Source organism: Janthinobacterium sp. LM6 (assembly GCF_002002885.1).
Lineage (GTDB): Bacteria > Pseudomonadota > Gammaproteobacteria > Burkholderiales > Burkholderiaceae_D > Janthinobacterium > Janthinobacterium kumbetense.
Window position 1 is genome coordinate 4,264,707 of sequence record NZ_CP019510.1, and the last position, 22,570, is coordinate 4,287,276.

At 65.3% G+C, this 22,570-nt stretch carries 16 protein-coding genes; 9 read left to right on the forward strand and 7 right to left on the reverse strand.

Annotation, left to right across the window (positions count from 1 at the left end; translation table 11 throughout):
- Positions 1–74 precede the first annotated feature (74 nt).
- From BZG29_RS18710 to BZG29_RS18720, 3 genes are all read left to right on the forward strand, one after another.
- A complete protein-coding gene (locus tag BZG29_RS18710; RefSeq protein ID WP_253192642.1) occupies positions 75–593 on the forward strand; it encodes a sigma-70 family RNA polymerase sigma factor in 519 nt (172 codons plus the stop codon).
- Positions 593–1,561: a FecR domain-containing protein gene (locus BZG29_RS18715; RefSeq protein WP_171985054.1), complete on the forward strand. Its 969-nt coding sequence runs from the start codon at positions 593–595 to the stop codon at positions 1,559–1,561. The genes BZG29_RS18710 and BZG29_RS18715 overlap by 1 nt, the downstream gene beginning before the upstream one ends.
- Before the next feature lie 116 nt (positions 1,562–1,677).
- On the forward strand, positions 1,678–4,155 hold the full coding sequence (locus BZG29_RS18720) for a TonB-dependent receptor (RefSeq protein WP_077406182.1): 2,478 nt from the start codon (positions 1,678–1,680) through the stop codon (positions 4,153–4,155).
- A gap of 7 nt (positions 4,156–4,162) precedes the next feature.
- Here BZG29_RS18720 and BZG29_RS18725 read toward each other — a convergent pair whose 3' ends face one another.
- The 4 genes from BZG29_RS18725 to BZG29_RS18740 all read right to left on the reverse strand — a co-directional run bounded on the left by BZG29_RS18725 (position 4,163) and on the right by BZG29_RS18740 (position 10,270).
- The gene (locus BZG29_RS18725) at positions 4,163–5,065 is read right to left on the reverse strand and encodes a pirin family protein (RefSeq protein ID WP_077406185.1); all 903 of its coding nucleotides are present in this window, start codon (positions 5,063–5,065) and stop codon (positions 4,163–4,165) included.
- Entirely contained in the window at positions 5,062–5,460 is a 399-nt protein-coding gene (locus BZG29_RS18730) for an OsmC family protein (RefSeq protein ID WP_034783198.1), read from the reverse strand. Before BZG29_RS18730 ends, BZG29_RS18725 begins: the two co-directional genes overlap by 4 nt.
- Before the next feature lie 159 nt (positions 5,461–5,619).
- On the reverse strand, positions 5,620–7,938 hold the full coding sequence (locus BZG29_RS18735; RefSeq protein ID WP_171985055.1) for an SUMF1/EgtB/PvdO family nonheme iron enzyme: 2,319 nt from the start codon (positions 7,936–7,938) through the stop codon (positions 5,620–5,622).
- Between the two features lie 19 nt (positions 7,939–7,957).
- On the reverse strand, positions 7,958–10,270 hold the full coding sequence (locus tag BZG29_RS18740; protein WP_077406191.1) for a hypothetical protein: 2,313 nt from the start codon (positions 10,268–10,270) through the stop codon (positions 7,958–7,960).
- Between the two features lie 322 nt (positions 10,271–10,592).
- Here BZG29_RS18740 and BZG29_RS18745 point away from each other — a divergent pair, with 322 nt between their 5' ends.
- The 3 genes from BZG29_RS18745 (at position 10,593) to BZG29_RS18755 (ending at position 12,999) form a co-directional block, all read left to right on the forward strand.
- The gene (locus BZG29_RS18745) at positions 10,593–10,829 is read left to right on the forward strand and encodes a hypothetical protein (protein WP_077406194.1); all 237 of its coding nucleotides are present in this window, start codon (positions 10,593–10,595) and stop codon (positions 10,827–10,829) included.
- Between the two features lie 199 nt (positions 10,830–11,028).
- Entirely contained in the window at positions 11,029–11,727 is a 699-nt protein-coding gene (locus tag BZG29_RS28560; protein ID WP_253192643.1) for a YXWGXW repeat-containing protein, read from the forward strand.
- Positions 11,728–11,970: 243 nt separating this feature from the next.
- Positions 11,971–12,999, forward strand: a complete 1,029-nt coding sequence (locus BZG29_RS18755) for a transporter (RefSeq protein ID WP_170846295.1) — start codon at positions 11,971–11,973, stop codon at positions 12,997–12,999.
- Positions 13,000–13,062: 63 nt separating this feature from the next.
- On the opposite strand, the gene rnk is transcribed toward BZG29_RS18755, so the two are convergent.
- A complete protein-coding gene (rnk, locus tag BZG29_RS18760) occupies positions 13,063–13,470 on the reverse strand; it encodes a nucleoside diphosphate kinase regulator (RefSeq protein ID WP_162835757.1) in 408 nt (135 codons plus the stop codon).
- A gap of 579 nt (positions 13,471–14,049) precedes the next feature.
- Between rnk and BZG29_RS18765 the strand changes: the two genes are divergently transcribed.
- Positions 14,050–15,942 carry an EAL domain-containing protein gene (locus tag BZG29_RS18765; RefSeq protein ID WP_077406196.1) on the forward strand — a complete coding sequence of 631 codons (1,893 nt, stop codon included), beginning with the start codon at positions 14,050–14,052 and terminating at the stop codon, positions 15,940–15,942.
- 49 nt (positions 15,943–15,991) lie between these two features.
- On the opposite strand, the gene BZG29_RS18770 is transcribed toward BZG29_RS18765, so the two are convergent.
- Positions 15,992–17,668, reverse strand: a complete 1,677-nt coding sequence (locus BZG29_RS18770) for a peptide chain release factor 3 (protein WP_077409182.1) — start codon at positions 17,666–17,668, stop codon at positions 15,992–15,994.
- A 199-nt stretch (positions 17,669–17,867) separates the two neighbouring features.
- Here BZG29_RS18770 and BZG29_RS18775 point away from each other — a divergent pair, with 199 nt between their 5' ends.
- Positions 17,868–19,925: a methyl-accepting chemotaxis protein gene (locus tag BZG29_RS18775; protein ID WP_077406199.1), complete on the forward strand. Its 2,058-nt coding sequence runs from the start codon at positions 17,868–17,870 to the stop codon at positions 19,923–19,925.
- 225 nt (positions 19,926–20,150) lie between these two features.
- Positions 20,151–20,960 carry a Crp/Fnr family transcriptional regulator gene (locus BZG29_RS18780; protein ID WP_077406202.1) on the forward strand — a complete coding sequence of 270 codons (810 nt, stop codon included), beginning with the start codon at positions 20,151–20,153 and terminating at the stop codon, positions 20,958–20,960.
- Between the two features lie 64 nt (positions 20,961–21,024).
- On the opposite strand, the gene BZG29_RS18785 is transcribed toward BZG29_RS18780, so the two are convergent.
- The gene (locus tag BZG29_RS18785; RefSeq protein ID WP_077406205.1) at positions 21,025–22,440 is read right to left on the reverse strand and encodes a CHASE3 domain-containing protein; all 1,416 of its coding nucleotides are present in this window, start codon (positions 22,438–22,440) and stop codon (positions 21,025–21,027) included.
- Positions 22,441–22,570 lie beyond the last annotated feature (130 nt).

A 22,570-nucleotide genomic window follows, 5' to 3' on the forward strand; every position in this document is an offset into this window, starting at 1 on the left:
TCATTCTCAAACAGCCCAGCCAGCCGGCACCCCGCGTTCCGTCAGCCCAGCCCTTCCTTTGCCTGGAGAACGCAGTGAGCACCGTCAGTCCTGTCCATGCCTGCCACCTGAAGACCCTGTACAGCGAGCACCACGGCTGGCTGTATGGCTGGCTGCGCGGCAAGCTGGGCAACCGCGCCGAAGCGGCCGACCTGGCGCAGGACACCTTTTTGCGCCTGCTGGGCAAGCGCGAGGTGACACCGCTGGCGCCCCTGCGCGAGCCGCGCGGCTACCTGGCGACGATTGCGCGCGGCTTGCTGATCGACCGCTACCGGCGCCAGGCGCTGGAGCAGGCCTACCTGGAAGCGCTGGCGCAGCAAGCCGAGCAAACGACGATCAGCGCCGAAACGCATGCCATCATCATCGAAACCCTGCTCGCCGTCGACCGCCTGCTCGACCGCCTGGGCGCGCGCACGCGGACCATCTTCCTGCTGGCACAAATCGAAGAGCTGAGTTACGTGGACATCAGCCGGCGCCTCGGCGTCTCCCTGCCGACCGTGAAAAAGCACCTGGTGCGCGCCTACACGGAATGCCTGATGCTGGCGGCCGCCTGATGTTCGGCGCCGCAACCTCACCTTCCGCCCCCATCCCCCGCAAGGTGCTGGCCGCCGCCGCCCACTGGCATGTGGAGCTCCAGTGCGGCAGCGCCGACCCGGCTGCCCTGCAGGCATGGCGCGACGCCAGCACCGAGCATGAACGGGCCTGGGATCTGCTGCGGCGCATGGACGGCCAGCTGGGCGCGATACCGGCAGCGCTGGCGATGCCGGCGCTGCAGGCGGCGCAACAGCGCCGGCGCGCGGCCGCCAAGATACTCGCCCTGCTGGTGGCGGCCGGCGGCGGCATCGCGCTGGGCCGGGAGGGCTTGCAATCGGGCCCATGGCAAGCCCTGACGGCGTCCTTGCGCACGGCGCCGGGCCAGCGCCGCCATGTGGCGCTGGCCGATGGCGGAGGCATGGAGATGAACACGGATACGGCGGCCGATGTCGATTACGGCGCCAGCCATCGCCGCATCCGCCTGCACCGTGGCGAAATCATGATCACGACGGCGCCCGACCCGCGCCCCTTCCTCGTCGACACGCCGCACGGCGTGATCCGCGCGCTGGGCACGCGCTTCGGCATACGCTGCGCCGACGATGGCAGCACCGTCAGCGTCTTCGAGCACGCCGTGGAAGTACGCTGCGCGGCGCGCCCGGACGCCGTGCGGCGCCTGGAAGCAGGCCAGCAGCTGCGTTTCAGCGCAACTGGCGCGGATAGTGTGCAGGCCACGCAAGCGCACCAGGACAGCTGGCTGCGCGGCATGCTGGTGGCGGCCGACTGGCCACTGCAACAGCTGGTAGCGGAACTGGCGCGCTACCGGCGCGGTCGTCTCGTCTGCGACGCCGGCGTGGCGCGGCGCCCCGTCACGGGCACCTACCGCCTCGACGATATCGACGCCGTGCTGGAAAGCCTGTGCGCCTCGCACGGGCTGCAAGTGACGTACTTCACGCGCTACTGGGCCACGGTGGCGGCCCGTTCAACGTAATTATTTTCAGTTTTTTTTGCGCCAGGGGTTGGTGTTTTGCCCGGCTGCTTCGGCTTGACAAGTAAGAAGCCGATTCATTGGCCATTTTCTTATCCCTCTGAGCAGAAAGACCGAGCATGCAGCTGACCACCCCCGTCCTCCATCCTGCCGCGCGCGCCATCCGCCTGGCCGTCATCGCCATGGCGTGCGCCGCCCCCGCCGCCTTCCTCGCCGCGCCCGCCCTGGCGCAAGGCCAGGCCGCCGCCACAGCGCCGCAAGCCTACGCCGTGCCGGCCGGCCCGCTGGCCACTGCCCTGAACGACTTTGCCGTCGCCGCCGGCGTCAGCCTGTCGACCGATCCCGCGCAGACGCGGGGCCTGCGCTCGCCCGGCGTGCGCGGCAGCTTCAACGTCACGCAGGGCTTTGCCCAGGTACTGGCCGGCAGCGGCCTGGAAGCCGTGCAGCTGCCGAACGGCGCCTGGGTGCTGCGCCTGGCGGCGCCAGCGTCCGCCCCGGCGGCCGGTACGGAAAAGACCATGGCGCCCGTGACGGTCAGCGCCAGCATGGAGCGCGACCCGGTCAGTGAACACAGCAACTCGTACGCGGCGCGCGCCGTCACCGTCGGCAAGGGCGTGCAGACCCTGCGCGAAATCCCGCAATCCGTCAGCGTCGTCACGCGGCAAAAGATGGACGACCAGAACCTCAACACCATCGACGCCGTGCTGGCCAATACCACCGGCATCACCATGTACGACAGCCCCATGGGCGGACGCTATGTGTATTCGCGCGGCTTCATGGTCGAAACGTACCAGTTCGATGGCGTCAACCGCGCCATGTTTTACCCGCAGGCGAACAGCTTTACCAGCAATACGGCCATGCTCGATCGCGTGGAAATCGTGCGCGGCGCTACGGGCCTGCTGCAAGGCACGGGCTCGCCGGGCGCCGCCATCAACATGGTGCGCAAGCGCCCGCTGGCGGAAAAGCAGGTGCAGCTGGCACTCGGCGCGGGCCGCTGGAACGACGTGCGCGGCGAAGTCGACGTCACCGGCCCCCTGAACGAATCGGGCAGCATCCGCGGCCGCGCCGTGGCCTCCATGGAGCAGCGCGATTATTTCTATGACGTGGCCGACAGCCGCACGGACGTGCTGTACGGCGTGCTGGAATTCGACCTGGCGCCGGGCAGCAAGCTGACGACCGGTGCCAGCTACGAAAAACTGAAGTCGACGCCGTTTTTCTCGGGCATGCCCCGCTACCTCGATGGCAGCGACCCGAAACTGCCCCGCTCGACCTACCTCGGCGCGGACTGGAACCGCTGGGACAGCCGCCAGACGGCTGCCTTTGCCGAATTCGAACACCGCTTCGATGCCGACTGGTCGCTCAAGGCCAGCGCCAACTACACGCGCGAACAGCATGACGTGAAATACATGTTCAACCTGGGCGCGCTCCATCCCGCCACCCTGGCCGGCATGATGATGTACGCCGGCGTGTTCGACTACGGCAGCACCAACAAGGGTGTCGACCTGTCGCTCGATGGCAAATTCAACGCCTTCGGTCGCCGCCACGGCTTCAGCGCCGGCGTCAGCACGAACCGGCTGGAAAGCGACAGCGATTACAGCCTGGCCATGATGAAGCTGCCCAATAGCGCGCTGCAACCGAATCACGGCGTGGCGGAGCCGAGCGATGCCTGGATACGCAAGGAAAAGTATGGCGGCGCCCACAGCCTGACAACCATGACGCAGACGGGCGCGTATGGCGTGGCCCGTTTCAGCGTCAGCGATCCGCTCACCGTGGTGGCGGGCGCGCGCGTGTCGAACTACAAATCGAGCAGCGTGTACCGCGACACGGGCGAGGTGTATATCGATCCGTACCGGGAAAACGGCGTCGTCACGCCGTATGGCGGCGTGATCTACGCGTTCGACCCGCGCTGGTCCGGCTACGCCAGCGTCTCCGACATCTTCCAGCCGCAAAACCAGCGCACGGCCGAAGGCGCCCTGCTCGACCCGCTCAAGGGGCGCAACCTGGAAGTGGGCGTCAAGGGTGAACTGTTCGACGGCAAGGTGAATACCTCGCTGTCGCTGTTCCGCATCGAGCAGCGCAACCGCGCCGAGGCCGACCTGGTCAATATCTGTACTAGCGGCACCGAGTGTTATTTCTCGACGGGCAAGGTGCGCAGCGAAGGCGTCGATGCGGAAATCAGCGGCGAAGTGGCGCCGGGCTGGCAGCTGTTCGCCGGCTATACCCTGAACAATTTTAAATATCTGGAGCAGACGTCGATTGTGGGCGTGATGTTCGCCAGTACCTACTCGCCGCGCCACATGCTGCGCGCGTGGAGCGACTATCGCCTGCCGGGCGCGCTGCAAAAGTGGAGCGTGGGCGGCGGCGTGAACTTCCAGACGGAGAGCTCGCGCACCACGCGCGACGTGAAGGTGGCGCAAGGTGCGTACGCCTTGTGGAGCGCGCGCGCCGCCTGGCAGATCGACCGTAACTGGACGGCGTCGCTGTCCGTGACGAATTTGCTCGACAAGCGCTACTACCAGACGGTAAGCGCGCCTGCGTGGGGCAATTTCTATGGCGAGCCGCGCAAGGCGCAACTGACCTTGCGCGCGCGTTTCTAAGGGAGACTCAGGTCGCCGGGCGCAGGGGCGCCTTCGGCAACGGGATGAATTCCGTTTCGCCCGGCACCTGTCCCATGCGCTGGGCGCTCCAGTCGTCGGCCGCCTGCGACAGGCGCTCCTTGCTCGACGAGACGAAATTCCAGAACAGATAGCGGCGACCGTCCAGCGGCTCGCCGCCGATGACGACGAACTGCACCGGGCCGCTGCCTGCCGTCACGACAGGCACGGCGCCCGCTTGCACGGCGCCCGCTTCCAGCAAGGCCATGGTGTGCGGCACCAGCGCCACGCCATCGACCAGCACTTCCCCGCTGATCGGGTAAATCGCCGCTTCCGCCGGCAAGCCGTCCAGCCGCAGCTCCTTGCCTGCCTCCAGCGCGACGTCCAGGTACAGCGTCTGCATGTAGGTGCGCACGGGCGAGGTCTGGCCAAAGGCCGTGCCGATCAAGACCTTGACCACGGCGCCATCGAGCGGCACGACGGGAATGTCGGCCTGCGGCGTGTGCGTGAAACTCGGCTCGTCTTCTTCGTGCGCCTTGGGCAGCGCGGCCCACAGCTGCAAGCCGTGCGTGCGGTGCGGCTGGCCCGCCAGGTCGTGCGGCGTGCGCTCGGAATGCACGATGCCGCGCCCGGCCGTCATCCAGTTGATGGCGCCCGGTTCGATGCGCTGGTACGAACCGATGCTGTCGCGGTGGTCGATCGCGCCCTCGAACAGATAGGTGACGGTGGCCAGGCCGATATGCGGATGGGGGCGCACGTCGTGGTTGGCGTCGGGCGCCACGTCGATGGGACCGAAATGGTCAAAGAAAATGAAGGGGCCGACGGCCTGTTTGACGGCCGAAGGCAGCAAGCGCCGCACGACAAAGCCGCCGCCCAGGTCCTTTTCGTGGCTTTTCAGGATGGCCGCGCTCATGCCAGCACCGTCGTCACTTCGGTGGTCACCGCCGTCATCAATTTATGCAGCGGGCATTTGCCGGCCGCGGCCAGTAATTCCTCGCGCTGCGCATCCGTCAGCTCGCCCGTCAGGTGCAGGGTGGCGGCCAGGCGGTACACGCCCTTGCGCTCCTCGCTGGCATCGCGCTCGGTCGACACTTCCACGTGTTCCAGCGGGATGCCCTTGTGTTTGGCGTACCAGACGACGGTGAGCGCCTTGCAGGCCGACAGGGCCGCGTCGTACAGGTCGTGCGGCGACGGGCCGGCATCGCCGCCCCCTTCCGCCACCGAAGCGTCGGCAGAAATGATGTGGTCGCGCACGTGCACGATGTGACGCATGGGTTGCGACTGGTCGCGGATGGCTTTGATGGTCATGGCGTTCCTTGGTGCGTTTGGAAAGCCACAATTTACACCGTTTGCCCGCTTTGCGCAGCCTGCGCCCCTGCTACCTGGTCATTTGATACGGAAGACGGCGTCGGTCGCCAGCGCCATTTTTCCTGGCTCCGGCGTGACGACGCGTGGCGCCGTACCTGCCTAATCGAGCGTGCGCGCCACCCTGAAACCGACGATATCGTTCGACAGCACGGTGGAAAAGCCGTTGCGCAGGGCCGAGCGCAAATAGCGCGGGTGGTACAGCCAGGAGCCGCCGCGCAGGATGCGCCGGCTGCTGTCGCTGCCCTCTTCCCATGCGCTGCCGTCGACGGGCGCGCCCTCGTAATTGTCGTGCACCACGTCCTGCACCCATTCCCACACATTGCCGTGCATGTCGAACAGGCCCCAGGAATTCGGCGCGAACGTGCCCAGCGGCGTGGTGCCGCCACGGTACACGCCGCGCGGGCCGCCGTTGTACACGTACAAGCCGTCGTAATTGGCTTGCTCGGTGCTGATGGTGTCGCCCACGTTGAAGGCCGTGCGCGTGCCGGCGCGGCACGCGTATTCCCATTCCGCCTCGCTGGGCAGGCGGTACTGCCGGCCCGTGCGCTCGCACAGCCACGCCAGGTACAGCTGCGCGTCATTCCAGCTCACGCCGACCACCGGGTGCTGGTCGTTCTGCACGAAGCCGGGGTTATCCCAGTCCGTTTCCGACCCGCCCGCCCAGCCGGTCGCCTTGACGAAGGCACGCCATTCGCCCACGCTGACGGGGTGCCGGGCGAGCGCGAACGGACGCTCGATGCCAACCCAGTGCTGCGGCGTTTCGCGGTCCAGCCATGACTGCTGCGAACCGGCCTGGATGGCCGCCTTGTGCTCCGTCTCGTGCGCGCCCATCTGGAAACGGCCGCTGGGAATGAGCACCAGTTCCGGCCCCTGCCCAGAGCCATCGAGCCAATCATCGCGCAGGATGCCTTCCGCATTGGCCACCGGTTCCGCGTGTTCCGGTTCCAGTTCCGGCGCCGGCGCCGGCGCGGATGCCGGCGCGGGGACAGCGGCGGCGCGGCTGGCCTCTTCGCGGCGCGCGCGTTCCTGCTCGGCCCGATAGGCCGCCTCCGCCTTGGCGACGATGGCCTTGCGCTGCAATTCCTGGTGTTCCTGCAAGGCCGTGGCGGCATCGGCTTCGCGGCGCGCGCGCAGCTGGCCGCGCAGCGCTTCCTTGCGCAGCTTGCGCGCCTCTTCCGCTTCGAAATGGCGCTGTGCCTCCTGCTCGCGGCGCAGTTTATCCTGCCGCTGCTTTTCCAGCGCCGCCGCCTGGATTTCCGCCTTGCGGCGCTGATCCAGCTCTTCCTGGCGTATCCGGGCCCGCTTGATCTCTTCCTCGCGGGCCTGTTCCGCGGCCAGCGCCGCCTGCCGCTGTTGCTCTGCCAGGCGCGCCTGCTGCTGGCGCGCCTGTTCCGCCAGCTCTTCGGGCGACGGCCCGGCGGCCCGCTCCAGCCCTTCGAGCAAGGCTTGCACGGATAGCGGCCGCAATTCCGCCGTCAGCGAAAAACCGTTCTGCAGCACTTGCCACTGCTGCGCGTTAAGCGCCTGCGGCGCGGACGGCAGGTGGCTGGCGCTGCGCGTGTCGTCGAACGGCATGCGCCCTTCCAGCATCTGGTAAATCATCACGGCCACGGCATACACGTCCAGGCGCGGGCTGGGCTGGCGCTGGTTGGCACCGGCCTCGGGCGCCCGGTAGCCGTGCGTGCCCGCATTCGGCATCTCCAGCGCCAGGCTGCTGTCCGCATTGCGCACGCGCGACGCGATGCCGTAGTCGAGCAGTTTGACATCGCCCTTCGCCGTCAGGAAGACATTGCCCGGCTTGATATCGCGGTGCACCAGCTTGTGCTTTTCCCACGCATACGACAGCGCGTCAGCCACCGGCTGCAGCAGTTCCTGCACGGTCGACAGGGGCAACGCGCCCTGGCGGCCCAGGTAATGTTCGAGGTCTTCGCCATCGAGGCATTCCATGATGATGAAATAACTGGCCGTGGCCGGGTCCTGCGCCCACTCGTAGACGCGCACGATGTTTTCATGCGCGAGTTTTCTCGCCTGGGTCGCTTCCTCGATCAGCAGTTTCGCGTGCGTGGCGCTTTGCGTCAGCTGCGGCGGCAAGATCTTCAGCGCCACCATTTCGCTGCTGCCCAGCTCCGCGTGCGTGGCCAGGTCGGTGGCTTGCCACACCTGCCCCATGCCGCCCGTGCCGATCAGGCGTTCGAGCCGGTAGCGGCGGTTTTGCGGGCCGATTTCCTGGCCCGTCATGAAGCCCAGCTCCGTGCCCTGCCGCACGGGCAACGGCGCGGCCACAGGTGCGGCGCCGGGCGGCGCGTACTCGGCGTCGAGGATGGCGTTCTTGCGGCGTTCAAATTCCTGCTCGCTGAGCAGCCCGTCGTCGTGGAGGGCGCGCAGTTCCCGCAGTTTGTCTCGTGCTTTTTGCATCATCTGGGGTGAAACGCTTCCATCAAGGCTGCAAGGCGACGCCGCAGGCGGCGCAGAATTTATCTTCCGGATGGCCCGCGCGCTGCGCATGGCCGTTCTTGCAGCGAGCCGGCGCGGCAGCAGCGCCTGGCTGCAGCGCCTGCGCCACGGCCACGCCCAGCTGCGCCTGCGCCGACAGGCCGTGCGCGTGCGCCGCGTTCTGCAGATTGATCAAGTCCAGCTGCTGGCGCCGTTCGCGCTCCGCCTGGCCTTCCAGGTAGCTGCGTTCCTGCGCCACGCTGTCCTGCGCCATGCGCAGCGCGTCCAGCGGCGCGACGCTGTTCTCGGCCGCCGCCAGCGCCGCCAGCGCGTGGATCTGCTCGGCGCTCATGCCCGCCTGCAGCTGCACTTTCAGCACTTGCGCCAGCGCGGCCGCGTTCTGCCCGGCGGCCATGGCCACCTTGCCCGTGTCGCTCAGGGAGCCGATTTTCTCGATGCGGTCGATGTCGATGCGCGCCAGTTCGGCCGCATGCGCCTGCTGCGCCAGCAAGGCTTCATATTCTCCCTTCCAGCGCGCGTAATCGCTTTCGCGCTGCTGCGCCATGGCCAGCAAGTCGCGCTGCCATTGCGCTTCCTGTTCCAGCTGGCGCAGCTGCTGGCGCTGTTCCTCGATGGCCAGCGCGTCGAGCTGCGCCAGCTGCGTTTGCTGCTGCAGCTGGCGCGCATGCACGCCGTCGGCCTCGATGGTGCGCAGCAGCTTTTCCTGCTGCGCGATGGCGTCCTCGCGAGCGCCGCCGCGCCGCAGCGCCGCGACCTTTTCCGCGATTTCCGCCGCCTGCACCTGCGCCGCTTCATCCTTGTGCGCCTCGGCGCGCAGCAATTCGCGCTGGCGCGCCAGCTGCATCTGGTCTTCCCACTCCTGCACCCGCTCGGCCTCGCGCTTGCGCGCCGCATTCGCCAGCATCAGGCCCTGCCAGGCCGCCTGGTGCTGCTCCGCCTCCAGCTGCGCCTCGCGCTGGGCAGCATCCGCCTCCGCCTGGCGCAGGCGCGCCAGCTGGGTGCGGCGTCCCGTCTCGTCGTCGATCAGCAGCGCGCTTTCCACCTGCTGCGCGATCGACTGCAAGTGCACCTGGTGCGTAAAGCGCTGCTGCGCCAGCTGGATCTGTTCGCGCCCGTGCAGCTGCGACAATTCCAGCTCGCTGCGCATCTTGATGGCGGCCAGCGCCCGCACGTGTTCCCAGTTGGCCGCTTCATCGGCGCGCTGCGCGCCCTTTTGCGCCAGTTCCTGTTCCAGCTCGCCCAGCGCCAGCGCGGCGCCATGGTCGAGCGCCTGGCGCCGCGATTTCGCTTCCAGGATGCGGCCATACAGGTCGATCTGGCGTCCGCGCAGCGCCTGCAGGCGCTCCGCTTCCTGGTGGTTCAGCTCCGCCTTTTCCAGCGTCGCATCCTGCGTCAGTTCGGCGCGGCGGTGCGCATGGCGCGCCGCCAGTTCCTCGCGGCGGATGCGCTGCCACTCTTCCTCGTCATACAACTGGTCGAGCTGCTTCATGCGCTCCAGGCTGTGCTGCTCGAGTTCCTGCGCCGGCAAGCCGCCCAGCCACAGGGTGCCGATGGCGGCATCGCCGTTGCCGTCGCGTTTGTCGTGGCGCAAACTCAGCGTTTCCACGCGCGCCACGGCCAGGCCGGACGGCGCCAGGCGCTGCGTCAGGGCCGATTGCAGGCGTTCGTTCAGTTCCGGGCGCAGATCCGCATTCGCATCCATCTCGCGCAGCGCGCGGCTGCCGATGAATTCCAGCGCGATCTGGCGCACGGATGGCAGCAGCAAGGCGTGCAGGTGAGCGCGCGTGACGGCGCCCGGCGCGCGCATGAACTGGCGCGCGAACGCGTCGGGCTGGCCCAGGGCGATATCCACGCGCAGGGACGCGGCGACGTTCAGCAGTTCCGTGCTGGCCAGGCCGGGCAGGTCGAATTCCAGGCTGACGGCGTCGGCGCGCGCGATCAGCACTTCGGCCGGACGCGCCGGCAGCAGCGCGGGCAGGCGGGCGAAGAAGGCGGCGCTGTCGTAGTCGCCGGCCGGTATCGAGGTGAAAGCGTCCGATTGCACGATCCAGGCGCGCGACTCGGCCGGTACCTGCAGGCGGCGCGCCGCGCTGCCGAACAGCGAGGACAGTTCGCGCACGCCGAAGAACAGGGCAAGTTGCCCATCAGCAAGATGCCATTGATTGGCATGCAGCACCGCGTCGCTGTCGGGTGCCCCCAGCGACAAGCCGCATTGCGCGCAATAGCCGGCGGCAGCGCCGTTCTTGTGCTCGCAGCGCGGGCAGCGGGCGCCGCCAAAACCAAACAATTGGAACATGTGTGACTCCTGATGATATTTTTATCCACGCGACGGGGCCGCCATGCCGATTCTAGCAGGACAGCTGGCCCTGCACTTGCCGCGCGCGGCAGTGTGCAGCGTCAAATAATGCCACGCGGCAATTACATTCATATGCCCGGATACAGGGCAATTTAGGCCTCAATTCAAGCGGTCGGCTTGCCAGGCCCGTGCGCCGGCATTTCAGCGCCGTTTTTTTGCAGGCCATCCCGCCAAAACCACGGCTGGTCGCATCCGCATGGCGCGGCGGCCCGCGCCCGGCTACAGTGCATGCATACCCACCCGCCACCCGAAAGGAACCATCATGAAAACCTTGAAAAACATGGAAGCCATCTTCACCGTCGCCGTCGCCATCGCCTGCGGCGCCAGCTATGCCAGCTTCATGCAGCCATCGGCCGCCAAGGCCGCCGATGTGGCGCAAGCGGGCGCCATCCCCGTCGTCGTCGTCAGCGCCAAGCGCCTGACGGAACAGGAAAAGAAAATCTCGCTGATCGAGGAGCGGCAAGCCTTGCTGGGCAACGCCAGCGCCAGCACCCTGTGAGCCAACTATGCTGACACCACGCCGCCTGGCGCACTGCGGATAGTCGCCGCGCCAGGCCGCCATAGGCATCTGATTTGTATCCGCCACGGATACACGGACACACAGCATTGTGTCAATTGTAATAAGTTGAATCAAAGGCGAAAAATCGCCGGCAAGCGCCTATAGTCCATTTCACGCAATCACCGAAATGGAGCACATCATGAAACCCATCGCACTCTACGCAGCAGCCATGCTTGCCATCAGCACCGCGGCCTTCCTGCCCGCGCAGGCCATGGCGCAAAATCAGCTCGGCGTCAGCATTGTTGTCGGCAACGCCCCGCCTCCGCCACGGTTTGAAAGCGTGCCGGCACCGCGCGCCGGCTATGTCTGGGCGCCCGGCTACTGGAACTGGGACGGCCAGCGCCATGTCTGGAACAATGGCGAATGGCTGCGCGAACGGGGCGGCAACCAGTACCGCCGCGCCGCCTGGATACAGGAAAACAACCGCTGGCGCCTGGATCGTGGCGGCTGGGTCGCCGCGCAAGTGCAGCCCGTGCGCTACGACGAGATCCGCATCGCCCCGCCGCCGCCGCGCCGCGAAGCCATCCCGCGCGCCCGCCACGGCTACATCTGGGCACCCGGCCACTGGGAATGGCGCAGCCAGCGCTACGCCTGGACGCCAGGTGTGTGGATCGCCGAACGCCCCGGCTACGTGTATGCGCCGCCCGCCTGGAACCAGCGCGACGGCCGCTGGCAGATGGAGCAAGGCCGCTGGTCGCCACGCGGCCCGAACGGCGACCGCGACCGCGACGGCATCCCCAACCGCTATGACCGCGACAATGGCAACCGCCACGACCGCGACGGCGACGGGATTCCGAACCGCGACGACCGCCGTCCCGATAATCCGCGCCGCGACTAGTAACACCTGACCAAACCTACTACGCGGCGCGCTTTGCGGCCGGCGATGCTCACCGTACTAAAGTACGGTTGCGCTTCTCGACCACAAATCGCTGCCGCTCGCTACGGTTTTGTCAGGCGTCGTACAGTAAGTAGTAGAAACAAACAACGCACCGAACCAACAAGCCAGCCTTGTCATTCTCCCGACATATCCGTCCATTAAAATCGCGCGACGAACAATCACACTGCGCGAGAAAGATTCACGATGGCGATGGAAACTGCCGGTTTTACCTACGGCTCGGACACCTCGGGCCTGGTCTGGGGCTTCCTGTTTGGCCGCGATGGGCCGCCGCTGGCGCTCGACTCGACGGCCGCACTGGCCTGGCTGGCCGATGGCGCGGCCCGCCCGGCGCAGGAATTCGTCTGGCTGCATTTTAATTTGTCGCATGCGGCCAGCGAAAAATGGCTGATGACGCATACGCAGCTGGCCGACGAATTCTATGAAACCCTGCACCAGGGCTCGCGCTCGACGCGCATCGAACAGGCGGAAAACACCCTGATCGCCGTGGTCAACGATGTGGTGCACAATTTCTCGTTCGAGGCGTCCGACATTTCCACCATGTGGGCCAGCGTGGCGCAAAACCTCGTCATCACGGCGCGTCGCGCGCCGCTGCAGTCGATCGAGCGCCTGCGCCAGGCCGTCATCAAGAACCACGAGCCGATCCGCTCGTCGGTGGAACTGTTGATCCACCTGCTGCGCGACCAGGCGGACGTGCTGGTCAATATCGTGCGCGACGCCGTGGCGCGGGTCGACGATATCGAGGATCACTTGCTGGCCGGGCGCCTGGTGCCGAAACGCGAAGACCTGGGTGCCATGCGGCGCGTGCTGGTGCGGCTGCAGCGCCTGCTGGCGCCGGAACCGGCAGCCCTGTTCCGCCTGCTGCAACGCCCGCCTGCGTGGGTGTCGGAGCTGGACAGCCTGGAATTGCGCCAGTCGACGGAGGAATTTTCGGTGGTCCTCAGCGATATGTCCTCGCTGCAGGAACGCATCAAGCTGCTGCAGGAAGAGATTGCCGCCAGCGTCAACGAGGAAAACAGCCGCAGCCTGTTCGTGCTGACCATCGTCACCGTGCTGGCCTTGCCGATCAACATCATCGCCGGCATGCTGGGCATGAATGTGGGGGGAATTCCGCTGGCCCAGCATCCGCAGGGCTTCTGGATCATCGTCGCCATCATCGTCACGTTCACGGTGGTGGCGGGATGGCTGGTGGTGCGCGTGCAACGCAATAGTTGACTATTGGAAACACGGCCTGGCAGGCGAACGGCAGGCGCCGTCCGCCATCACTGCGTGCCGCGCCTAGCGGTGGTATTCGCCGGCCCGTTCAGGCTGGTAAACGATTTCCTCGATCTTCACCTTCACCACGCCGCCCGGCATGGGCCAGGCGATGCTGTCGCCGACGGACAGGCCCAGCAGCGCGCTGCCAACGGGCGCCAGCACGGAAATGCGGTCGGCCTGGCCTTCCACATCCTTCGGATACACGAGCGTCAGGCAGAATTCCTCCTTGTTTTCCACCGTGAATCGCACGGTGGAATTCATCGTCACGACGGTCGGGGGAATCTCTTGCGGTTCAAGCACCTCGGCGCGGCCCAGCTCGTCGAGCAAGGCAGCCTTGTCCGGCGACAGATTATTACCCAAGGCATACAACAACGCTTCCAGTCGTTCCAGGTCTTGTGACGACAAAATAATTTTTGGTTTTTTTTCCAAGATATCCTCACTATTGATCATTAGGGCGACGTCCGGTTTTGCTGGCGGCAGCTTGCTTGGCCGCTGCAGACAAAACCAACAGCATCAGGACGTCCATCATCAGCGGATTATGGACGAACTCGCGGAGCAAGGCCATAGCGTTCTCGCATTCTTCATTAAAATTTATTAAAATCAATGACTTGCAATGGCCTATGCAGACAAAAAGTTAATCCGCGCCGCGATGCCGGGGCCATTGAAGTTATTCTTGATGGCATTTTGTTTATTGTCAGCATGTTTTTAAAGGAAAAAAACAGCCGGCAAAAAAAGGATTAAAATTCAGCTTGGATTATTATTAGAAAGACACGCCCCGCCTTTTCCGACCGGTTTGTCGCCTTGCCCGCTGCCACCGGCCTGTGGCATGCAGACAAAATTGCCGCGCGCCCTGTACTTTCACGCTGCAAAATGACAATATGTCGGCCTTAACAACACGTCGAGAGTTCCGGCTCACTTCGGTTTTCATCAGACTGGAACGTAAAGTATGGCAGGGCGAGGCGGGATCACACGGGGCGGCGGCAAGCGGGGCCGGCAGGAGAAAGCGTCATGATGGCGCCATTGATGCTGCCGTCGGCGCAATTGCGCGGCGACCGCATAGCCAGGCTGAACTTGCTGGCCGCCGCGGCCATGCTGGCCATGGCCAGCCTGCTGTTGATCCTCTTCCAGTTGTTTTCCCTCCAGGCATCCTTCCAGCGCACGCTGCGCATCCAGGCCGACATGCTGGCGCCCGCCGCCACGCAGGCCATGCGCCAGGACAATCGTCTTGCAGCGCAACAACTCCTCGCTTCCCTCGCCGCCGCCCCGCATATCCGGCAAGCACTGCTCTACAACCCCTATGGCACGCCGTTTGCCCGCTACGCGCGCAGCGGCAGCGATACCGCGCCCACGGCGCCGCGCAGAGGCCTGCAGATCGATTACCTGGACGGCAGCGCTGCCATTTTGACGGCCTTGCCCGGCGGCGGCGCGCTGTACCTGCGCGCCAGCCTGGCGCCGCTGTACGCCAGCCTGGCGCAATTTGCCGCCTTCACCCTGCTGGTCTGCCTGTGCGCGTTCGGCCTGACGTTCCTGATGGTGCGCCGCACGCGCACCGCCGCCCAGCATGCGGAAAACCATTTGCACTACCTGGCCCACGTCGATCCCGTCACGCAGCTGCCGAACCGCCATGAATTCAACGATGCGCTGGCCTATGCGCTGGCGCGCGCCGACCGCCAGGACAGCAGCGTGGGCCTGCTGCTGCTGGACCTGGACAACTTCAAGATCGTCAACGATACGCTGGGCCACCACTGCGGCGACCAGCTGCTCAAGCTCGTGTCCGAGCGCCTGGTGGCCATCCTGCGCGGCACCGATATCATTTGCCGCATCGGCGGCGACGAATTCGTCGTCATCGTCGAACCGGCCGACGACGCTTCGGAAATGGCCAGCGTGGCGCGCAAGATCCTCGCCGTGCTGGCCGCGCCGTTCGCCCTCGAAGGCCACCAGCTGTACGTCAGCGCCAGCATCGGCGTGAGCCTGTATCCGTTCGACGCGCAAGACGTGGCCACCCTGACGCGCAATGCCGATACGGCCATGTACCACGCCAAGCACCAGGGCAAGAACCGCTACGCCGTGTTCAAGGCTGAAATGGAGCTGCGCGCACAGCGCCGCCTGCGCATGGAAGCGAACCTGCGCCGCGCCCTGCAGAACGAGGAACTGTATCTGCACTACCAGCCGCAGATCGACCTGCGCAGCGGGCGCATCGTCGGCGTGGAAGCGCTGATACGCTGGCACTGCCGCGACATGGGCCAGCTGAGCCCCGCCGAATTCATCCCCGTGGCAGAGGAAAGCGGCATCATCGTCGACCTGGGACGCTGGGTGCTGCAAAGCGCCTGCCGCCAGGCGGCTGCCTGGTGCAAGGCGGGCCTGCTCGATTCGCTGGAACACGTGGCCGTCAACCTGTCGGCCTGCCAGGCGCGCGATCCGGGCCTGATGGACGATATCCGCGCCATCCTGGACGAAACGCAGCTGCCGCATGGCTTGCTGGAGCTGGAAATCACGGAAGGCGTCCTGATGGACAATGTCCACGCCAACGTGGAATTGATGCGGCGCCTGCAGGAAACGGGCATCCACCTGTCGATCGACGATTTCGGCACCGGCTATTCCTCGATGTCGTACTTAAAACGCCTGCCCATCGACCAGCTGAAAATCGACCGCAGCTTCGTGCACGACCTGCCCGGCGAGGGCGAAGCCATCGTCACGGCCATCATCGCGATGGCGCACAGCCTGCACCTGAAAGTGGTGGCCGAAGGGGTGGAAACCCTGCAGCAGGTGGAGTTCCTGAGAAAAGCGGGCTGCGACAATGTGCAGGGCTTCTTCTTCGCCCGCCCGATGACGGCGGCGCAGCTGACGGCATTGCTGCTGGAGCGGCGCGACTGGAGTACGCGCACGATCCTGCCGGCGTAAAAAAAGGGCAGAACCGCTGGTTCTGCCCCTGGCACCTACTTGATATTCATCAAGCCAGCTTGGCCGAATGCTCGCGCGTGGCGTGGAATGTCAGCTTCGGCCAGCGCTCTTCCGTCAGGCGCAGGTTCACGCCGGATGTCGCCAAATAGGCCATGTTGCCGGCCGCATCGTAGGCCACGTTGTGGCCCAGCGCGTTTTCGAAATCCTGCAGGATGCGCTTGTCGTCGCAGCTGACCCAGCGGGCGCTGCTGATGCTGGTGCCTTCGAACACGGCGTCCACGCCATATTCGTTGAGCAAACGGCTGGCCACCACTTCGAACTGCAGCACGCCGACGGCGCCCAGTACCAGTTCGCCGCCCTGCACCGGCTTGAAGACCTGCACCGCGCCCTCTTCGCCCAGCTGCTGCAAGCCCTTGTGCAACTGCTTGATTTTCAAGGGATTACGGATGCGCACCGAGCGGAAGAAGTCCGGCGCGAAGTACGGGATGCCTGTAAAGGTCAGCATCTCGCCTTCGGAAAAGCTGTCGCCGATCTGCATGTTGCCATGGTTCGGCAAGCCGATGATGTCGCCCGCGTACGCCTCTTCCACCTGTTCGCGCGAGGAAGCCATGAAGGTCACCACGTTCGACACCTTGATCTCGCGCCCCAGGCGCAAGTGCTTGACCTTCATGCCGCGCTCGAAACGTCCCGAGCACACCCGCAAAAAGGCGATGCGGTCGCGGTGCGCCGGGTCCATGTTCGCCTGGATCTTGAAGACGAAACCGGTAAACGGCTGCTCGGACGGCGCCACCGAGCGCACGGTCGCGTCGCGCTCGCGCGGCGCCGGCGCCCAGTCGACCAGCGCCGAGAGAATCTCGCGCACGCCGAAGTTGTTGATGGCAGAACCGAAGAACACGGGCGTCTGCACGCCGGAGAGGAATTCTTCCAGGTTGAACGGGTTCGACGCGCCGTGCACCAGTTCGACTTCCATGCGCAATTGATCCATTTCAAGCGGGAACATCTCCTGCAGGCGCGGGTTATCGATGCCCTTGATGATCTCGAAGGCGCCGTCGGCCTTCTCTTCACCGGCCTTGAACAGCATGATTTCGTCGTTCAGCAGGTGGTACACGCCGCGGAAGTTCTTGCCCATGCCGATAGGCCAGGTGACGGGCGCGCACTGGATCTTCAGCACCGATTCCAGCTCGTCGAGCAGGTCGAGCGGATCGCGCGTCTCGCGGTCCATCTTGTTCATGAAGGTGACGATCGGCGTATTGCGCATGCGGCACACGGCCAACAGCTTGATCGTCTGCGCTTCCACGCCCTTGGCCGCATCGATCACCATCAGCGCCGAGTCGACCGCCGTCAGCACGCGGTAGGTATCTTCCGAGAAGTCCTGGTGGCCCGGGGTGTCGAGCAGGTTGACGACGTGGTCGCGGAATTCGAACTGCATCACCGAGGAAGCGACGGAAATGCCGCGCTGCTTCTCGATCTCCATCCAGTCCGACGTCGCGTGGCGGCCCGATTTGCGCGCCTTGACGGTACCGGCCATCTGGATCGCGCCCGAGAACAGCAGCAGTTTTTCCGTCAGCGTGGTTTTACCGGCATCCGGGTGGGAAATGATGCCGAAGGTGCGGCGGCGCTGCACTTCGCGCGCGATCACGGCCGGCGCCTTGCTGCTTACTGGCGCTGCGGCGTTGTCCGCGCTGTCGCTGGAATCGGGGGTATTGATGTCGTTCTCGTTGGCCATATTGGTGACCATAATATGGCCCTCGCAAAAAACCCTCGATTTTACAGAAGGATCGGCCTTCCGTGTGAACTGCTTCACTCTGGCGAACGGCAAAATCGGCGGCGCGAATTGGCCAAGCAGCCGCGCAGTTCATCAAGGGGTCACAATCCGCAGGCAACATTGCACTGCAGAAATGTTGTCACCCTACCCTGGAAACCCGATGAAAATGCTCCTCACCCCCGCCATCCGCCTCATGCAGCGCTTGCGCCTGCTGCCCAAATTCATGCTTGTCTGCCTGGTCTTCCTGCTGCCGCTGGCGCTGGCGACCACCCTGCTGATCTCGGAACTGGGCAAGTCGCTGGCCCAGGCGCAGGATGCGCAGCGGGGCGTGGCCTATGTGCGCCAGCTGCAGGAAGGCACGCGCTTGCTGCAGCAGCGGCGCGGCCTCGAGCACTTGCGCCTGAGCGGCAAAGTGGGCATGGACAACACGGCCGTCAATGCGCGCATCACGGCCGCGCTGGCCGCCCTGGCGCGCCTGCCGGCGGGCGCCGGCCTGCCCCAGGCGGCCGAGCTGACGAAGCAGTGGCAAGCCCTGCTGGGCCGCCAGGCGGGCCTCGCGGCGCGCGACAGCTACGCGGCGCACACGGCGCTGCTGCGCCAGGCGGCCAAGCTGGGCCAGCTGGTGGCCGACCGCTCGCACCTGAGCCTGGACCCGGACGCGGGCGCCAACCACCTGAGCGCCGCCTTCACCGCCACCCTGCCCGACCTGGCCGAGAGCCTGTCCGACATCGGCGGGCGCGGCGCCGCCTACATCGACACGGGCCTGTTCGAGGCGAACGAAGATCAACTCGTCAACGCCAACGCCCTGATCGCGCGCCACGAACTGGAACGCCTGCCGGCCCGCTTCGACGAAATCATCGCGGCCAAGCCGGCATTGCGCGCCAGCCTGCAGCCGGCCCTGAAAGCCGTGCCGGCCGCGCTGGCCTTCCTCGAACGCACGAAGAATGAAGTGACGAATTCCTACGACCAGACGTCGGGCGCGCAATTCCACGCGGCCGGCATGCAAGCCATCGACGCCCTGCACGCGCTGTCCGGCGCCTCCGCCACCGCGCTGGACGGCTTGCTGGCGCAGCGCATCGCGCGCGACGAGGCGCGCCGCGCCCTGATCCTGGCGGCCATGCTGCTGGTGCTGCTGGCCGCCGCCTACCTGTGCGCGGGCTTCTATGCCGCCTTCGCGCGCGACGTGCAGCAATTGCGCGTGGCCGTCGGCGCCGCGGCGGCAGGAGACCTGTCGCAGCGCATCACCTCGCAGGCGCACGACGAAATCGGCGACCTGGTGCGCGACTTCGGCGCCATGACGCAGGGCCTGGCCACGCTGGTGCAGGAAATCCGCGGCGGCGCGGCCGTCATCGCCGCCGCCGGCGCCGATATCGCCCAGGGCAACGCCGCCCTGTCCGGCCACACGGCCACGCAAGCGGACGCGCTGGGCGCCACCGTGGACTCGATGCGCGAGCTGACGGCCACCGTGGGCCGCAACGAAGCCCACGTAGGACAGGGACGCACCCTGGTGGCGTCAGCCGCCGAAGTGGCCCTGCGCGGCGGCGAGACCGTCAGCGCCGTGGTCGAGACCATGGCCTCGATCAAGGCCAGCTCGCACAAGATCGTCGACATCATCGGCGTCATCAACGGCATCGCCTTCCAGACGAATATCCTCGCCCTGAACGCGGCCGTCGAAGCGGCGCGCGCGGGCGAACAGGGACGCGGCTTTGCCGTCGTCGCGTCCGAAGTGCGCAGCCTGGCGCAGCGCTCCAGCGAGGCGGCGCAGCAAATCAAGCGCCTGATCGGCGACTCCGTGGCCACCGTGGATGCGGGCGGCGACCTGGTCAACGCGGCCGGCAGCACCATGCGGCAAGTCGTCGATGCGGTGCAGCAAGTGTCCGTCGTCATCGGGCGCATCAGCAGCGCCGGCGCCGAGCAGAATGGCGAAATCGCCCGCATCAACGGTGCGCTGGCGCAAATCGACGACATGACGCGCCAGAATGCGGGCCTGGTCGACGAGGCGCGCGCCGGTTCCCAGCGTCTGCACCAGGAAGGCGAGGCGCTGACGCAGGCCGTCAGCCGCTTCCGCCTGGGTGAACACGAGGCGCCTGCCACGCGCCAGACGAGCGCCGCGACCAAGCGCGACGGCTTGCCCAGCGTGCGTCCGGCCGGCCTGTGGAGCGCCAACAAGCCGCGCGTCATATCACAAAATCGCGCGGAACGGCGCAAGGCTAGCTAGTCAAAAGTGTGCACGTAGGACAAGGACTACAATTTCGCCTCAAAAGAGACTACAAAGTGGCGACTGCTAATCTTATGTTCGCCACTTACATAAGCTTTTAAAGTAGCTACATCGCGATCTGCACCGCGCGGTCGAAAAAAACGCTGTTCCCTAAGGGATGCGGCAACTTTTTTGACCAGCAACGCGGCAGTCGCACTCCGATGTAAAAAGCCTGTGAGGAATACTATGAGCCATACTCAACTTATCACCCCGGTCCAGAAGAACCAGTTGCTGCCGCGCGCCATGCCGGCGGCCGGTCGGGAAATCAAGCTTGCGTCGCGGGTTAGCCTCAGCAGTGCCCAACAAAATGAATTGCTGGCCGCCCTGCCGCGCGCCGCGCTCGAATCGCTGTTCGAAGACCTGGAACTGGTGGAACTGCCTTTCGGCAAGGAATTGTATGCCTACGGTAACAACCTGGAATACAGCTACTTCCCCACCACCGCCATCATTTCGCTGCTGTATGTCATGGAAGACGGCGCCACGACGGAAATCGCCGTCGTCGGCCATGAAGGCGTGGCCGGTGCTTCGCTGCTGGCAGGCGAGCGCGCCATGTGCACGGCGGTCGTGCAAAGCGCCGGCTACGGCTACCGCCTGAAGACGCAAAGCCTGCGCGACGCGTTCAATCAAGGCGGCGCCTTGCCCCAGTTGCTGATGCGCTACACCAACGCCCTGTTTGCGCAAATGGCGCAGAACGCCGTCGGCGGCCGTCACAGCTCGATCGAGCAAAAGCTGTGCCGCTGGCTGCTGGACCGCCTGGACCGTTCGCCATCGAACGAATTGAAAGTGACGCAAGAGTTGATCTCGATCATGCTGGGCGTGCGCCGCGAAAGCATCACGGCCGCCGCCGGCAAGCTGCAGGAAGAAGGCTTGATTCATTACCGCCGCGGCAATATCACGGTGCTGGACCGCGCCGGCCTGGAATGCTATGCGGGCGAGTGCTATAAAGTGGCCAAGACGGAATACGACCGTTTGCTGCGCGACGTTTCACGCTGCTGATCAGGCAAGATAAATAAAAAATGGCCGGGCTGCATGCCCGGCCATTTTTTTGTCTCAAGGAAAATTACGCTTCGGCATCCGCATCGATGTCTTCCGGCTCCGGCGTCAGCGGCAGCGGAATCACGGCTTCCACGCACGTGCCCTTGCCTTCCGGCCCCTGGCGCACAGTGAGTGTACCGCCCAGCAACAAGGCCCGCTCGCGCATGCCCAGCAAACCGTGCGACATGGGTTTTTGCAACGCATCTTCCGTGATGCCGATGCCGTCGTCGATGACGCGCAGCACCAGGCCGTGCTCATTGCGCTTCAAGGTCACGCTGACCATGCCGGCGCGCGCATATTTGAGGATGTTGGTCAGCGATTCCTGCACGATACGGAACAGGGCAATCGTCAGGGTGGCTTCGCGGTTGTCGATATTGATGGCCACGTCCGTTTCGCAGCGCACGGAACTCATGCGCGCAAAATCCTCACAATAGCTTTCGATGGCGGCGCACAGGCCCAGGTTGTCCAGCAGACTGGGGCGCAAGTCTTCGACGATGCGGCGCTTCAGTTCCACCGTTTCCAGCAAGGTGGCCTTGGCGCGGCGCAATTGCGCGGCCAGTTCCGGCTGCGTGTGCGCCAGTTGCTGCGTGACGGCGCCCAGGTCCATGCTGATCGAGGTCAGGTTGGCGCCCAGTTCATCGTGCAATTCGCGCGCCAGGCGCGCCTTTTCCACTTCATTGACGCTGATCAAATGGCGCGACAGCACGGATAACTGCTCCGTACGCTTGCTGACCGTCGATTCCAGGGTGTCGTTGGCATTTTGCAGTGCATACTCGACGGCCGCGCGGTTCTGGAAGCTGCGCCGCACCAGCTGGTAAAACATGATCAGCACGAGGATGGCCAGGGCATTGATGCCGATGCCGAGCAGCACGGCTTTCTGGTACTCATGGTAAAAGGCGGCGCTGCCGGACGACAGCGCTTCATTCTGCTCGCGCGTCATGATCACCACTTGCAGGCGGATCTCGTCCATGGTGGCGCGGTCATCGGTCACGCGGGAAATATTGACGATCTCGGCCAGCCCGCCCTGCTTGTAGACATCGATCGACTGTTGCAGCATCGACATCTTGCGACGGATTAAGCTTTTCAGCTGGCCCAGGTTTTTCAACTGGGTAGGACTGCCCGCAAGCAAGGTTTGCAGCTCATTGAATTCGTTTTCGATTTCGGTGGTCGCTGTCTTCGACGGCCCCAGATAGGTTTCGGAGCCGGAAATGAAATAGCCGCGCAAGCTGCTTTCCGCATCGAGCACGAGCACGTTCAAGTACTGCAGGCGGTCCGCGACGCGGGCGCTCTGGCTGAGCAAGGCGTTCGTGCCCTTCAGCGACTGCAGATTATGATAGAGACTGAAACCATTGAGTACAAGCAGCAAGGCGCAAGTCACGCACAGGATCGTCTTGTAGAGGGGCAGGCGGTGATTCGGGGCCGGTTCAGCGGTGAAATACATCCTGATGTGCATCCTTAGCAAGGTTCGGCGCGGGAAAAAGCGCCGGCGCCGGCCAATTATAGTCCTCGCCACAAACTGCTGCACTGCACAAGTCGTGCCGGCTGGCTGGCTGAGCGATCATGTTTCCATG

Coding starts and splice junctions, on each gene's coding strand:
- BZG29_RS18715 (WP_171985054.1), top strand. CDS start 593: ATGTTCGGCGCCGCAACCTCACCTTCCGCCCCCATCCCCCGCAAGGTG.
- BZG29_RS18720 (WP_077406182.1), top strand. CDS start 1,678: ATGCAGCTGACCACCCCCGTCCTCCATCCTGCCGCGCGCGCCATCCGC.
- BZG29_RS18725 (WP_077406185.1), bottom strand. CDS start 5,065: ATGAGCGCGGCCATCCTGAAAAGCCACGAAAAGGACCTGGGCGGCGGC.
- BZG29_RS18730 (WP_034783198.1), bottom strand. CDS start 5,460: ATGACCATCAAAGCCATCCGCGACCAGTCGCAACCCATGCGTCACATC.
- BZG29_RS18735 (WP_171985055.1), bottom strand. CDS start 7,938: ATGATGCAAAAAGCACGAGACAAACTGCGGGAACTGCGCGCCCTCCAC.
- BZG29_RS18740 (WP_077406191.1), bottom strand. CDS start 10,270: ATGTTCCAATTGTTTGGTTTTGGCGGCGCCCGCTGCCCGCGCTGCGAG.
- BZG29_RS18745 (WP_077406194.1), top strand. CDS start 10,593: ATGAAAACCTTGAAAAACATGGAAGCCATCTTCACCGTCGCCGTCGCC.
- BZG29_RS28560 (WP_253192643.1), top strand. CDS start 11,029: ATGAAACCCATCGCACTCTACGCAGCAGCCATGCTTGCCATCAGCACC.
- BZG29_RS18755 (WP_170846295.1), top strand. CDS start 11,971: ATGGCGATGGAAACTGCCGGTTTTACCTACGGCTCGGACACCTCGGGC.
- BZG29_RS18765 (WP_077406196.1), top strand. CDS start 14,050: ATGATGGCGCCATTGATGCTGCCGTCGGCGCAATTGCGCGGCGACCGC.
- BZG29_RS18770 (WP_077409182.1), bottom strand. CDS start 17,668: ATGGCCAACGAGAACGACATCAATACCCCCGATTCCAGCGACAGCGCG.
- BZG29_RS18775 (WP_077406199.1), top strand. CDS start 17,868: ATGAAAATGCTCCTCACCCCCGCCATCCGCCTCATGCAGCGCTTGCGC.
- BZG29_RS18780 (WP_077406202.1), top strand. CDS start 20,151: ATGAGCCATACTCAACTTATCACCCCGGTCCAGAAGAACCAGTTGCTG.
- BZG29_RS18785 (WP_077406205.1), bottom strand. CDS start 22,440: ATGTATTTCACCGCTGAACCGGCCCCGAATCACCGCCTGCCCCTCTAC.